Origin of the sequence: Amycolatopsis sp. WAC 04182, from assembly GCF_003947465.1 — a bacterium.
GTDB lineage: Bacteria > Actinomycetota > Actinomycetes > Mycobacteriales > Pseudonocardiaceae > Amycolatopsis.
In genome coordinates, this window is sequence record NZ_QHJJ01000005.1 from 61,906 (window position 1) to 75,095 (window position 13,190).

Below are 13,190 nucleotides of genomic sequence, written 5' to 3' on the forward strand. Positions count from 1 at the left end.
GGCGGCTTCGGGTATTTTCCGGGTTCGGTAGCCTGCTCGGGTGGCCTTGGACCAGTCGTTCACCGGGCGGGTGTACCCGCCGACCAGTACCTATGAAGTGAGTCGCGAGAAGATCCGGGAGTTCGCCGACGCGCTCGGCGACGCGAACCCGCTCTACCGCGACACCGAAGCGGCGAAGGCGGCCGGCTACCCCGACGTCATCGCCCCGCCGACGTTCCTGACGATCATCAACCTCGCCTCGATCAACGCGATCGTCACGGACCCCGAGCTGGGTCTCGACTATTCGCGGATGGTCCACGGCGACCAGCGGTTCACCTACACGCGGCCGGTGCACGCGGGCGACGTCCTGTCGCTCACCACGTACATCGACAACATCATGACCCGCGCCGGGAACGACTTCATCAACCTGCGCGCCGAGATCTCCGGCGCCGACGGTGGCCCGATCGCCACCACGTACGCCCAGCTCGTGGTCCGAGGGGAGGGCGCGTGAGCACGTTCACCGCCGGGGAAGAACTGACGCCCCTGACGATCGACGTCACCAGGGAGCAGCTGGTGCGCTACGCCGGCGCCTCGCTGGACTTCAACCCCATCCACTGGAACGAGGCCTTCGCCAAGGAGGTCGGCCTGCCCGACGTCATCGCGCACGGGATGCTGACCATGGCGCTCGGGGCGCGGCTCGTCACCGACTGGCTCGGCGACCCCGGCCGCCTCGTGGACTACTTCGCGCGCTTCACGCGCCCCGTGGTCGTGCCGAACGACGGCGCGGCGACCATCGAGTTCACCGGGAAGGTCGCCGTGGTCAACGACGACGGCACCGCCCGTGTCGACATCACCGCCAAGTTCGAGGGCAAGGCCGTCCTGGGCAAGGCCCAAGCGGTCGTCCGCACCTGACCTCGACGCGAAGCAAGGGACCTTTGCTACCGCTCGCTTAGCATGCCTAAGTAAGTGAGAGCAAAGGTCCCTTGCTCTCTTTTCGCAGGTCAGCGCGTCCGTGAGGGATCCACGCCGGCTCGCGTAGGGACGCGAAGAGGCTTCGCGAGCTTCAGAAGGGTCGCTTCGCGGCCTTAAGCCGCCCGTACGCCGCATGACCGGACCGATGGCGCCCACTGTGTGGATTTTGGGACGTTGGATGACCCGAAACCCACACAGTCCCGCGTGACAGGTCCGGTCATGCGGGCTCGGCCCCCGCCAGCCCAGGGCCCGCCACTGAAGCAAGACCCGAAGAACCCCTACGCGACCTTGAGCAGCTTCTCGATGACCTCCGCCATCCCTTCCTCGCCCCGCGCGTTCGGGTGCAGCGGCGCCGCGGGCACGGAGGGAGCTGGGCCTTCGACCCATCGCCGGTTCGCGGCACTGCACATGTCCCGCCCCTTGCTCGCTGTCGACATGTCGGCGAAGCCCGCTTCGTGTGCCTTCGCCGTCTCTTGCAGTGCGGTGTTCAGTCGTTTCAGCGAGTCGCGGAAGTAGGCCACGTCCCCCGCGCCGACCGGCAGGACCGGCCAGCAGCCGGCGTCGTCGTCCGGAAGCACCGTCGGGTATCCCACGACCACGATGCGCGCCGAAGGGGCTTTCGAGCGGATCTGGTCCAGGATCCCGCCGAGCCGATCCGCCGCGGCGGTGATCCGCTCGGCCAGCTGGTCGCGCCCGCCCGCGGTCAGCTGGGTCTTGCAGGGCGAAGCGGTCTGCACCTGCGTCGCGCACTGGCTCGCGAAGCCGACGAAGCCCACGTCGTTGCCGCCGATCCCGACGGTCACGAGAGTCGTGTCGCCGTCGACGGCGTCGAGCTGCGGAGCGTTCGTGCCGTCGCGGGTCTTCTGCTCACCGGTGAGATGTTCGGTCGTGGCGCCGCCGCAGCTGGCGTCGACGAACTCGGCCGGGCGCAGCTTCGCGGCGAGCAGGCTCGGGTAGTTGTTGTCCGAACGGTCGCAGCCCGGCGGCGCGCCCACGGGCCGTCCGGTGCCCGGCGAAGCCGTGTAGGAATCCCCCAGCGCCACGTACCGGCCCGTGCCGTCCGAAGTGGTGACGCCCGCAGGTGTCACCGACGTTCCACGCTCCCACAGGTGGTAGGCGATCCCCAGGGCGGACAGCACGATCACCAGGAAGAGGCAGCCTCCGCCCGTTCTCCGCTGCGTCACCCGTTCGTTGTACGCGACCTGGGTCACGTTTGTCATCGGTCCGCTCGTCGGTGAACGACGCGTGAACGGGTGATCTCCGGTTGCCTGAGACGTGGATCACGTTCAGGGTGGTGCCCGTACCTGCCCCGAGGAAAGGCGAAAACCGTGAGCCTGAACTTGAACAAGCTGGTCGACAAGGCCTGGGAGGACAAGGGGATCAGTGAGCTGCTGGACGCGCCCCCGTCCGCCCTCGAAGGCCTGACCAAGAAGCACGACGAACTCCTCGCCGAGCTCAAGATCAAGACCGTCCGGGACCTCGGCAACTGGAAGTACGCCGCGAAGGCCCACGCGCTCGTCCAGCTCGCCGACGGCGAATCCTGACCTCTGAAGGCCCTTCCTGACAGGGGAGGGCCTTCAGTCGCGGGGGACGAGGTCGCGCAGCTCGGCGGCGAGGTCGAGTGCGTGGCCGACGTCCCTGGCGAGGTAGTGCGGGTCCACGAAGGCTTCGGTGATCCCGGTTTCGGCGGCCGCCTTCAGCTGGGTGGCGACGTCTTGGAGATCGGTTCCGGGCTTCGGGTTGATCCGCAGGACCCGCCGCAGCGTGCCGGGATCGCGGCCCGCCTTCTCGGCCGCGCTCACCACGGTCTCCCAGAGCTTCGCCAGATACGGCGCGGGCAGCCCCGCGGGAAGCCAGCCGTCCGCGCGGCGGCCGACGCGGTCCAGCGCCACCGGCGACAGCCCGCCCAGCAGCACCGGCGGATGCGGGCTCTGCACCGGTCGCAAACCCACCTTCGACGCCGGGATCCGCCAGCGTTCGCCTTCGTGCTCGACCGGATCGCCGGTCCAGAACTTCCCGAGGACGTCGAGAAGCTCCTCCAGTTGCCCGCCACGCCCCTTCCAGGGCGTGCCCGTCGCCGTGTACTCGTCGCGAAGCCAGCCGATGCCCAGGCCGACGTCCAGACGGCCACCGCTCACCTGATCCAGCGAAGTGAGCATCCGGGCGAGCACGACGGCCGGATACACCGTTCCGGTGAGTGTGCTGGTGCCCAGCCGGACCTTGTTCGTGACGCTCGCGGCGACGGTCAGCAGGATCAGCGGATCGGCGAAGGTGACGAACTCGGGCGGGTACGGCCGTTCCGGCGTGCCGCCGGGGTAGAAGTCCGACGGCGACACCGGGGCCAGCACCCGATCCCCGACCCACAAGGACTCGTACCCGAGTTCTTCGGCGGCCGCGGCGAAACCCGTGACGGCGTCCATCGACGCGAGGGGACCGTACTGCGGAAGGGCGATTCCGAGGCGCATCACGGTCACCGTGCTTCCGCGAGCAGACGGCCCATCCTGGAGATCCCTTCGGTGAGATCGTTTTCGTCCAGCGCATAGGAGATCCGGAAGTACCCGGGTGTCCCGAACGCCTCGCCGGGCACCACGGCGACCTCGGCCTCGCGCAGGATCAGATCGGCCAGCGCCACCGTGTCCGCCGGTCGCTCGCCGCGAATCTCCTTGCCCAGCAAGGCTTTCACCGACGGGTAGAGATAGAAGGCGCCGAGCGGCACCGGGGTTTCCACGCCAGGGATCTCGGACAGCAGCGAAAGTGCCTTCTTGCGCCGGGAATCGAAGGCTTCGCGCATCGCGAAAACGGCGTCGAGCGGACCGCTCACCGCGGCCAGCGCGGCTCGTTGCGCTACGTTCGAAACGTTGCCGCACAAGTGCGACTGGTACGCCGTCGCCGCCTTCACCACGTCTTGCGGACCGAGCAGCCAGCCCACCCGCCAGCCGGTCATCGAGTACGTCTTCGCGACCCCGTTGAGGACGATCGTGCGATCGGCGAGCTCCGGGACCAAGACCGGCATCGAGGGCGCTTCGGCGCCGTCGTAGACCAAGTGCTCGTAGATCTCGTCGGTGATCACCCAGAGGCCGTTCTCGTGCGCCCAGCGCCCGATCGCCTCGACCTGTTCGCGCGGATACACCGCGCCGGTCGGGTTCGACGGCGACACGAACAGCAGCACCTTCGTGCGCGGCGTCCTGGCGGCTTCGAGCTGCTCGACGGTGACCAGGTAACCCGTCGTCTCGTCCGCCGTGACCTGCACCCCGACACCGCCGGCGAGGGCGATCGACTCCGGGTACGTCGTCCAGTACGGCGCGGGCAGCAGCACCTCGTCGCCGGGGTCGAGCAGCGTCGCGAACGCCGAGTAGACCGCCTGCTTGCCGCCGTTGGTCACCAGGACGCGGCCCGGGTCGACCTCGAACCCGGAGTCGCGGACGGTCTTCGCCGCGATCGCCTCGCGCAGCTCCGGGAGCCCGCCCGCGGCCGTGTAGCCGTGATTGACCTTGTCCCGGACGGCCGCTTCGGCGGCTTCGAGCACGTTGGCCGGGGTCGGGAAGTCCGGCTGCCCGGCACCGAACCCGATCACCGCGCGACCCTGCGCCTTGAGCTCCCGGGCCTTCGCGTCGACGGCCAGCGTGGCCGAGGGCGTGATGCCGCCGATGCGAGCCGAGACGCGGTCGGCCGTCGAAGGCGAGGGTGCGGGAGCGCTCATGGCGACATCGTGGCACGATCATGGGGTCGGCCGTGGGGGAGTTTCCCCGCGGAAGGCTGCTCCGCGCCGCTTTGAGGGGCGCGGTTGCGAAGCTGTTCGGGGGTTGCCGTAGACTTCTGGTCTCGGAACGCACTACGGTCATCCCCGCCACGGCGGTGGGGACGATGGAATGCGTCCTCGGGAGCTCCAGAGCATCGGGGCTCCAAAGGGGTGTAGCTCAATTGGCAGAGCAGCGGTCTCCAAAACCGCAGGTTGCAGGTTCAAGTCCTGTCACCCCTGCGTTAGCGAACTGGTGAAGGCGGAGGAGTGGTCGTGAGCGACAGCGACGCCAGCGGTGAGAAGGCGCAGGACGGCGCCGGGCAGAAGCCCGACGAACAGTCCCGCCCGGTGACCGCCGCTGCCCGGCGTGAGCGCCGTGCGTCCGCGCGCCCGTCCGGTAAGGCCGACGCCAAGTCGGACGACAAGACCCGCCCCGCCGGCAAGGCGAAGGCCGGGGACAAGACCGAGAAGTCCAAGGACGCCAAAGGCACGGCGACCCCGAAGCGCGACCGCAAGCCGAAGCAGGCGTCGATCTTCGCCCGGCTCATGCGCTTCATCCGTGAGGTCTGGGCCGAGCTGCGCAAGGTCATCTGGCCGAACCGCAAGCAGATGGTCACCTACACCGCGGTGGTGCTGGTCTTCGTGGTGTTCATGGTGGCGCTGGTGAGCGGCCTCGACCTGGCCTTCAAAGAGGTCGTCGGTGCCGTCTTCGGCAGCTGAGGCAGCCGGTCGCGGGGCCTGAGCGCACCGCTGGCTGCCCTGCGCCACGGCAACCGATCAACTGAGAGGACGGAACGTGACCTCCGACAACGGCACAGCAGCCGGTCATGAGCTGACCGAGCTTTCCGACGAGCAGGTGCACGCGGCACTCGGCGACGAGCAGTCCGAGCACCTGGACTCCGTCGAGGTGCCCGCCGCAGGCGACGAGGTCGACGAAGCCGGAGATGTCGCGGACGCCGACGAGGCGTCCGACGAGACCGCAGCCGACGACGCCGCCGAGCCCGAGGCCGACGAGGACGCCGACCCGGTCGCGAAGATGCGCGCGGAACTCAACGCCGCTCCCGGTGAGTGGTACGTCGTGCACTCGTACGCGGGTTACGAGAACAAGGTGAAGACCAACCTCGAGACCCGGACCCAGACGCTGGACGTCGAGGACTACATCTTCCAGATCGAGGTCCCGACCGAAGAGGTCACCGAGATCAAGAACGGCCAGCGCAAGCAGGTGCAGCGCAAGGTGCTGCCCGGCTACATCCTGGTCCGCATGGACCTGAACGACGCCTCGTGGAGCGCGGTGCGCAACACGCCGGGTGTCACCGGGTTCGTCGGTGCCACGTCGCGTCCGTCGCCGCTGACCGTGGACGAGGTGCTCAAGTTCCTCGCGCCCAAGGTCGAGACGGCCGCTCCCGCCAAGCCCGGCAAGGGCGAGGCTGCCGCTTCCGAGTCGCAGCTGGGTGGCCCCGCGATCGAGGTCGACTTCGAGGTCGGCGAGTCGGTCACCGTCATGGACGGCCCGTTCGCGACGCTGCCCGCGACGATCTCCGAGGTCAACGTGGACGGACAGAAGCTGAAGGTCCTGGTGTCGATCTTCGGCCGGGAGACCCCGGTCGAGCTGTCGTTCAACCAGGTCTCCAAGATCTGACGGCCGCCAGACGGCCGGCAGTCCCCGCGTACTGGCAGGTGTGCGGGGGACTCAAGTCAGTAAGAAGGAACAAACGAAATGCCACCCAAGAAGAAGAAGCTTGCGGCGATCATCAAGCTGCAGATCAAGGCGGGTGCGGCCAACCCCGCGCCGCCGGTCGGCCCCGCGCTGGGTCAGCACGGCGTCAACATCATGGAGTTCTGCAAGGCCTACAACGCCGCGACCGAGTCGCAGCGCGGGGACGTCGTCCCGGTCGAGATCTCCGTGTACGAAGACCGTTCGTTCGACTTCAAGCTCAAGACGCCGCCGGCCGCGAAGCTGCTGCTGAAGGCCGCGGGCGTGGAGAAGGGTTCCGGCGAGCCGCACAAGACCAAGGTCGCCAAGGTCACCTGGGACCAGGTCCGCGACATCGCGAAGACCAAGGAATCCGACCTGAACGCGCACGACATCGACCAGGCCGCGAAGATCATCGCCGGCACCGCCCGCTCGATGGGCATCACGGTCGTCGACTGAGCTCCACCCAAGCACCACCGTGGGAGAGCCGAGTGCTGGCTCCAACACCACACTGATCCGTTGAAGAGTTAAGGACAGAAGCAATGCCCAAGCACAGCAAGGCCTACCGCAAGGCTCTTGAGCTGGTGGACCGCGAGCGGCTCTACGCCCCGCTCGAGGCCGCGAAGCTGGCCAAGGAGACTTCCTCCGCGAAGATGGACGCCACCGTCGAGGTCGCCATGCGCCTCGGTGTCGACCCTCGCAAGGCCGACCAGATGGTCCGCGGCACCGTGAACCTGCCGCACGGCACCGGTAAGACCGCCCGCGTCATCGTTTTCGCCGTTGGTGACAAGGCCGCCGAGGCCGAGGCCGCCGGCGCGGACGTGGTCGGCACCGACGAACTGATCGAGCGCATCCAGGGTGGCTGGCTCGAGTTCGACGCCGCGATCGCGACGCCGGACCAGATGGCGAAGGTCGGCCGTATCGCCCGCATCCTCGGCCCGCGTGGCCTGATGCCGAACCCGAAGACCGGCACCGTGACCCCCGCGGTCGCGAAGGCCGTGACGGACATCAAGGGCGGTAAGATCAACTTCCGCGTGGACAAGCAGGCCAACCTGCACTTCGTCATCGGCAAGGCCTCGTTCGACACCGAGAAGCTGGTGGAGAACTACGCGGCCGCGCTGGACGAGATCCTCCGCGCCAAGCCGTCGTCGGCGAAGGGTCGCTACCTGAAGAAGGTCACGATCTCCACGACGATGGGCCCGGGTGTCCCGGTCGACCCGGCCCGCACCCGCAACCTCCTGTCCGAGGACGCGTGAGTCTGAGTTAGACATCACTGAGAAGGGGGCGGTCCCGCTACGGCGGGGCCGCCCCCTTTTCGTGTTTGCTTGAGGGCATGCCTACCTTCGCGTCGTTCGACGGGCTTCAGCTGAGCTACACCGTTTGGGAAGGCCGAGGGCGTCCGGTACTGCTGCAACACGGCTTCGCCGCGGACACGAACGCCAACTGGATCGCGCCGGGCGTCGTCGACACCCTCCAGGACGCGGGGCTGACCGTGATCAGCCTGGACGCGCGCGGCCACGGACGGTCGGCGAAACCGCACGACGAGGCGAGCTACGGCGACGACGCGATGGTCCGCGACGTTTCGGCGCTGCTCGACGCGCTGAACCTCGACGAGGTGTCGATGGTCGGCTACTCGATGGGCGCGATGATCGCGCTCGGCGCGGTGGCCGCCGACCCGCGGATCCGGTGTCTCGCGATCGGCGGCGTCGGCTCGGGGATCGTCGACTTCGGCGGCGTGGACACCCGCGTCGTCACGCCGGAGGCGATCAGTGAGGCGCTGCTCGCTTCGGACCCTTCGACGCTTCCGCAGTCTTCGGCGCCTTTCCGGGCGCTGGCCGACGCGTTACGGGCGGACCGGATCGCGCTGGCGGCTGTAGCGCGCGGCACGGCGAACCCGAAGCTGGACCTGACGGCGATCGCGGTGCCGACCCTGATCCTGGCGGGGGACACCGACCCGCTGGCCGCGGAACCCGAACGCCTGGCCGCCGCCATCGCCGGCGCCCGCCTCGTCCGCGTCCCCGGCGATCACATGGCCGCCGTCATGCACCCCGCCTTCGGCTCCGCGCTGACCGGCTTCCTCACTTCGCACGACCTCTGACCGGCCCTGCGTTTAGCCCCCTAATCGCGATCCGGCGCGCACTTGCGTTTCGCGGGCTAATCGCGATCCGGAGGCAGGAAGCCCAGGTCAGTTGCCGGTGGGCGGGGCGGGGCAGGGGTCGGGGGAGTTCGCGTGCCCGGTGATCAGCCACTGGCCCATCTCGACTTCCTGCAGGGTGAAGCTGCCCAGCAGGGGGCCACCGCGGATGGTGTACCAGCACGAGTGGATCGTCAGGTTCTGCCGCGGGACCACGCTCGACATCGGGCGTACCGCGTAGATGTACGGCGTGATGTCGGTGACCTTCGCGTTCAGGGCCGGGACGGCGGTCGCGCAGTCGGGGTAGCCGAGGTCGCGGGCGAACTGGGCCTGCGCCTGTTCGCTCATCGACAGGCAGACCTTTTCGACGCGGGTTGCGGGCGGGTACGGCTTGCCGATCGTGTCGTAGATGGCTCGCACCGCCTCCCACGGGTTGGTCGAAAGCACCTGGTTGGTGCGGTGCTTGCCCCCGCCACCCTGGACGAATGTCGCCGTGTCCTCTCCGGCGTCGCTGGGGAAGATCTGCCGGTAGGCGATGGTCGCGCCGATGCAGATCAGCAAGATCACGATCACCCAGGCGAGGAGCTTCCCGCCCAGGCGGCGCAGCCAGCGCGGCGCGCGCGGCCGAGGTGCTTTGACGAGTTCGCCGTGCGGCGGTCCCGGGGGCACCGGAGGCTGTCCTCCGTAGTGCTGGGTCATGGGCTGCGTGGGCTGCTGCGGCACGAGGCCCTGCTGCTGCGCCTCGGTGAACTTCAGATAGTCCTGGAACTGCTGAAACTGCTGGAACTGGCGCAGTTGCTCTTCGTCCAGCCGGGGCGCGGGCCGACCTCCCGCCTTGGGCTCGATGTCCGTGCCGGGCTCGTTGTCCGGCTTTCCGTCATCACGCTGCTCCGCCACGTCACCATGATGCCTCGCGAGCCCTCCCGCGCACTCCGCCGGTCGCGTTTAGCCCGCTAAACGCGATCTGACCGGGCCCCGGTGCGAAGGCCGGGAGAGGGTCACGTATTCTTGTCAAGGTTCTACCGAAGACCGCTGGTCTTCTCCCGGTCATCTGGCCTGGAGAACGAAGGCCCCGCTAGGGCGGGCGACCCGCGCAGGAGGAACGAGGCTCGTCCACGACGCATGTCGTCGTGTGCCCTGACGCCCCGCGCCTGTCTGCGCTGGGCGTTTCGTCGTTTCAGGGCTCTCAAGGCCAGTGGACCACTAGCCAAGAGAGGAGGCGACCATGGCGAAGCCCGACAAGGAGGCGGCCGTCGCCGAGATCGCGGAGAGCTTCCGCAGCAGCTCGGCCACAGTCGTTACCCAGTACACCGGCCTCTCCGTGTCCCAGCTGTCCCAGCTGCGCCGCGCTCTCGGCACCAATGCCAAGTACCGGGTCGCGAAGAACACCCTCGTCAAGCGTGCCGCCACGGACGCCGGAATCGAGGGTCTCGAGGACCTGTTCGTCGGCCCGACCGCGATCGCCTTCGTCGAAGGTGAAGCTGTTGACGCCGCGAAGGCGCTTCGCGACTTCGCGAAGGACAACAACGCGCTTGTGATCAAGGGCGGCTACATGGACGGCAAGACGCTGTCCGTGGACGAGATCACCAAGATCGCCGATCTCGACAGCCGTGAGGTCCTGCTCGCCAAGGCGGCGGGCGCGTTCAAGGCGAAGCTGTCCCAGGCCGCCGCGCTGTTCCAGGCGCCGGCGTCCCAGGTCGCCCGCCTGGCTGCCGCGCTGGAGGACAAGCAGCGCAACGCCGGTACCGAAGCAGCCGAAGCACCCGCCGAGAGCTGAACACCCCCACCCCGAACTTTTAGTTCGTTTCAGAGAGGAAAGCCACCATGGCGAAGCTGAGCACCACCGAGCTGATCGACGCCTTCAAGGAGCTCACCCTTCTTGAGCTGTCCGAGTTCGTGAAGGAATTCGAGACCACCTTCGACGTGACCGCGGCCGCCCCGGCTGCCGTCGTCGCCGCCGCCCCGGGTGCCGCCCCCGCCGCGGCCGCCGAGGAGCAGGACGAGTTCGACGTCGTTCTCGAGTCCGCCGGTGACAAGAAGATCCAGGTCATCAAGGTCGTCCGTGAGGTCGTCTCCGGTCTGGGCCTGAAGGAGGCCAAGGAGCTGGTCGAGGCCGCTCCCAAGGCCCTCCTGGAGAAGGTCGACAAGGAGGCCGCCGAGGCCGCCAAGGAGAAGCTCGAGGCCGCGGGCGCCAAGATCACCATCAAGTGATCCCGGGCGCGTCAGCGCCTACCGCAGCACCGTCGAAGGGGCGGGCATCCACACGGATGCCCGCCCCTTCGCTGTCTCCGGCCCCGACCTGCGTTTAGCCCCCTGATCGCGACGCGTAGCCACGCTAAGCATCTGGGCGCGCCCAAGGCCCCGGATCGCGTTTCGCCCGCTAAACGCGATCCGGGTGGCGCGGAGGGCGGCAGGGGCCCTGACCTGCGTTTAGCCCCCTAATCGCGATCCGGCAGGGGCGGGGAACGTTGTGGATCTGCGCGCCGGAGTGACGTGCACTACGGTGCTGCAAGCGGTGCACGGGCAGGCGGCGGGCTGCGCGAAAAGTTACCCGCGGGTCTGGCCAGAAAAGAAAACTGGTGAGTAACCTGTTCGCACTCAGCTCGTTGCACCTGGTTGACGCGGGTATCGCTGCGCGAACGCATGCGTCCTCCCGGGCCAGTGGCACGGGAAGGCAGTGCGCGACGACGCGGAACAGCTCCTGGAGGTGCGATGGGTGCCGAGGTGGTCATCGAAGGTCTTTCCAAGTCCTTCGGTAAGCAGGCCATCTGGCGGGACGTCACGCTGACCCTGCCTCCGGGCGAGGTTTCGGCGATGCTCGGCCCGTCCGGAACCGGTAAGTCCGTCTTCTTGAAGTCGATGATCGGTCTGCTCAAGCCGGACCGTGGCCGTTGCATGATCAACGGCGTCGACATCGTGACGTGCTCCGAACACCAGCTCTACGAGGTGCGCAAGCTCTTCGGCGTCCTTTTCCAGGACGGCGCGCTCTTCGGCTCGATGAACCTCTACGACAACGTGGCGTTCCCCCTGCGGGAGCACACGAAGAAGTCGGAGACCGAGGTCCGCCGGATCGTGCTCGAGAAGCTCGAGATGACCGGCCTCAACGGAGCCGACAAGAAGCTGCCCGGCGAGATCTCCGGCGGTATGCGCAAGCGCGCCGGGCTCGCCCGCGCCCTGGTGCTGGACCCGCAGATCATCCTGGTCGACGAGCCGGACTCCGGTCTCGACCCGGTCCGCACCACCTACATCTCGCAGCTCTTCCTGGACGTCAACGCGCAGATCGACGCGACGTTCCTGATCGTCACGCACAACATCAACCTCGCCCGCACCGTCCCGGACAACCTGGGCATGCTCTTCCGCAAGGAACTGGTCATGTTCGGCCCGCGCGAGGTGTTGCTGACCAGCGAGGAGCCGGTCGTCAAGCAGTTCCTCAACGGCAAGATGGACGGCCCCATCGGCATGAGCGAGGAGAAGGACTCGGCCCAGCTCGCCGCGGAGCGCGCGATGTTCGAGGCCGGTCACCACGCGGGCGGTGTCGAGGACGTCAGCGGGGTGCCGCCGCAGATGCAGCCGACGCCCGGCGTGCCGACCCGGATGGGCGCGGTCCGCCGCAAGGACCGGGTCATGCAGATCCTGCACGGCCTCCCCGCCGAGGCGCAGCAGAGCATCATCGAGTCGCTCTCCCCGGAGGAGCAGCAGCGCTACGGTGTCCGCCCGCAGCGGCTCGCGGCGGCGGGCCACCGGTCGGCGCCCGCCGAGAGCTCGATCCCGAACCACCACCAGGGCCAGTTGCCCGACGATCAGGTCGCCCACATCCCGCACCCCGGGAGAGCGGGCAACCACCGCTTGCGGCCACAAGATCCGGGGTCAGGTGGCGCGTGAGCTCTTCCGCTTCATCGGCGAAGATCCCCGGGATCGGCATGTTGCGCGAGACCGGGAACCTGTTCGCCCTCGGCCTCGACATCGTTCGTGGCATCTTCCAGCGCCCGTTCCAGCTGCGGGAGTTCATCCAGCAGGCCTGGTTCATCGCGAGCGTCACGATCCTGCCGACGGCGCTCGTCGCGATCCCGTTCGGCGCGGTCATCTCGCTGCAGTTCGGTTCGCTCGCCCGCCAGCTCGGCGCCCAGTCCTACACGGGCGCCGGGTCGGTGCTCGCCACCGTGCAGCAGGCCAGCCCGCTGGTCACGGCGCTGCTGGTCGCGGGCGCCGGCGGTAGCGCGGTCTGCGCGGACATCGGCGCGCGGACGATCCGCGAAGAGATCGACGCCATGGAGGTCCTCGGCGTCTCCGCGGTGCAGCGGCTGATCGTGCCGCGGGTGCTCGCGATGATGCTGGTGGCGCTCCTGCTGAACGGCATGGTCAGCGTCATCGGCGTGCTCGGCGGGTACTTCTTCAACGTCGTCCTCCAGGGCGGGACGCCGGGCGCGTACCTGGCGAGTTTCTCCGCGCTGGCCCAGCTGCCGGACCTGTGGGTCGGCGAGCTGAAGGCGCTGATCTTCGGCTTCATCGCCGCGGTCGTCGCCTCCTACCGGGGACTGAACCCGTCCGGCGGCCCGAAGGGTGTCGGGGACGCGGTGAACCAGTCGGTCGTCATCACGTTCCTCATGCTGTTCGTGGTGAACTTCGTGATCACGCTGATCTACCTGCAGATCGTGCCCGGAAAGCTGGACTGA

Annotated in this window: 16 protein-coding genes and 1 tRNA gene; 13 read left to right on the plus strand and 4 right to left on the minus strand. The window is 68.3% G+C overall.

Translation table 11 applies throughout. From position 1 onward, the window contains the following. Positions 1-40 precede the first annotated feature (40 nt). A complete protein-coding gene (locus tag DMH01_RS26185; RefSeq protein ID WP_125679929.1) occupies positions 41-490 on the plus strand; it encodes a MaoC family dehydratase N-terminal domain-containing protein in 450 nt (149 codons plus the stop codon). Then, positions 487-891, plus strand: a complete 405-nt coding sequence (locus DMH01_RS26190) for a MaoC family dehydratase (RefSeq protein WP_125679930.1) — start codon at positions 487-489, stop codon at positions 889-891. Before DMH01_RS26185 ends, DMH01_RS26190 begins: the two co-directional genes overlap by 4 nt. Positions 892-1,229: 338 nt before the next feature. Here DMH01_RS26190 and DMH01_RS26195 read toward each other — a convergent pair whose 3' ends face one another. After that, positions 1,230-2,162, minus strand: a complete 933-nt coding sequence (locus DMH01_RS26195) for an SGNH/GDSL hydrolase family protein (protein ID WP_125680384.1) — start codon at positions 2,160-2,162, stop codon at positions 1,230-1,232. Between the two features lie 117 nt (positions 2,163-2,279). Here DMH01_RS26195 and DMH01_RS26200 point away from each other — a divergent pair, with 117 nt between their 5' ends. Then, a complete protein-coding gene (locus DMH01_RS26200) occupies positions 2,280-2,495 on the plus strand; it encodes a hypothetical protein (RefSeq protein WP_125679931.1) in 216 nt (71 codons plus the stop codon). A gap of 33 nt (positions 2,496-2,528) precedes the next feature. On the opposite strand, the gene DMH01_RS26205 is transcribed toward DMH01_RS26200, so the two are convergent. Next, on the minus strand, positions 2,529-3,425 hold the full coding sequence (locus DMH01_RS26205; protein WP_125679932.1) for a TIGR03619 family F420-dependent LLM class oxidoreductase: 897 nt from the start codon (positions 3,423-3,425) through the stop codon (positions 2,529-2,531). Beyond that, on the minus strand, positions 3,422-4,651 hold the full coding sequence (locus DMH01_RS26210) for a pyridoxal phosphate-dependent aminotransferase (protein ID WP_125679933.1): 1,230 nt from the start codon (positions 4,649-4,651) through the stop codon (positions 3,422-3,424). Before DMH01_RS26210 ends, DMH01_RS26205 begins: the two co-directional genes overlap by 4 nt. 206 nt (positions 4,652-4,857) lie before the next feature. Between DMH01_RS26210 and DMH01_RS26215 the strand changes: the two genes are divergently transcribed. From DMH01_RS26215 to DMH01_RS26240, 6 genes are all read left to right on the plus strand, one after another. After that, positions 4,858-4,930, plus strand: a tRNA-Trp gene (locus tag DMH01_RS26215). Positions 4,931-4,957: 27 nt separating this feature from the next. Then, a complete protein-coding gene (gene secE, locus DMH01_RS26220) occupies positions 4,958-5,410 on the plus strand; it encodes a preprotein translocase subunit SecE (protein WP_007031001.1) in 453 nt (150 codons plus the stop codon). Positions 5,411-5,486: 76 nt separating this feature from the next. Beyond that, on the plus strand, positions 5,487-6,329 hold the full coding sequence (gene nusG / locus DMH01_RS26225) for a transcription termination/antitermination protein NusG (protein WP_125679934.1): 843 nt from the start codon (positions 5,487-5,489) through the stop codon (positions 6,327-6,329). Between the two features lie 78 nt (positions 6,330-6,407). Further along, positions 6,408-6,842, plus strand: coding sequence for a 50S ribosomal protein L11 (rplK, locus tag DMH01_RS26230; RefSeq protein ID WP_020633284.1), 435 nt, complete (start codon positions 6,408-6,410; stop codon positions 6,840-6,842). An 83-nt stretch (positions 6,843-6,925) separates the two neighbouring features. After that, positions 6,926-7,639 carry a 50S ribosomal protein L1 gene (rplA, locus tag DMH01_RS26235; protein ID WP_007031003.1) on the plus strand — a complete coding sequence of 238 codons (714 nt, stop codon included), beginning with the start codon at positions 6,926-6,928 and terminating at the stop codon, positions 7,637-7,639. A gap of 77 nt (positions 7,640-7,716) precedes the next feature. Continuing rightward, entirely contained in the window at positions 7,717-8,481 is a 765-nt protein-coding gene (locus tag DMH01_RS26240) for an alpha/beta fold hydrolase (protein WP_125679935.1), read from the plus strand. A gap of 87 nt (positions 8,482-8,568) precedes the next feature. Here DMH01_RS26240 and DMH01_RS26245 read toward each other — a convergent pair whose 3' ends face one another. Continuing rightward, positions 8,569-9,414, minus strand: coding sequence for a hypothetical protein (locus tag DMH01_RS26245; RefSeq protein WP_125679936.1), 846 nt, complete (start codon positions 9,412-9,414; stop codon positions 8,569-8,571). Between the two features lie 328 nt (positions 9,415-9,742). Here DMH01_RS26245 and rplJ point away from each other — a divergent pair, with 328 nt between their 5' ends. The 4 genes from rplJ to DMH01_RS26265 all read left to right on the plus strand — a co-directional run bounded on the left by rplJ (position 9,743) and on the right by DMH01_RS26265 (position 13,190). Then, positions 9,743-10,294: a 50S ribosomal protein L10 gene (gene rplJ, locus DMH01_RS26250; RefSeq protein ID WP_125679937.1), complete on the plus strand. Its 552-nt coding sequence runs from the start codon at positions 9,743-9,745 to the stop codon at positions 10,292-10,294. 47 nt (positions 10,295-10,341) lie between these two features. Next, positions 10,342-10,728 carry a 50S ribosomal protein L7/L12 gene (gene rplL / locus DMH01_RS26255; protein WP_061979981.1) on the plus strand — a complete coding sequence of 129 codons (387 nt, stop codon included), beginning with the start codon at positions 10,342-10,344 and terminating at the stop codon, positions 10,726-10,728. A gap of 501 nt (positions 10,729-11,229) precedes the next feature. Continuing rightward, the gene (locus DMH01_RS26260) at positions 11,230-12,399 is read left to right on the plus strand and encodes an ABC transporter ATP-binding protein (protein WP_125679938.1); all 1,170 of its coding nucleotides are present in this window, start codon (positions 11,230-11,232) and stop codon (positions 12,397-12,399) included. A gap of 38 nt (positions 12,400-12,437) precedes the next feature. Next, positions 12,438-13,190 carry an ABC transporter permease gene (locus tag DMH01_RS26265; protein ID WP_020633292.1) on the plus strand — a complete coding sequence of 251 codons (753 nt, stop codon included), beginning with the start codon at positions 12,438-12,440 and terminating at the stop codon, positions 13,188-13,190.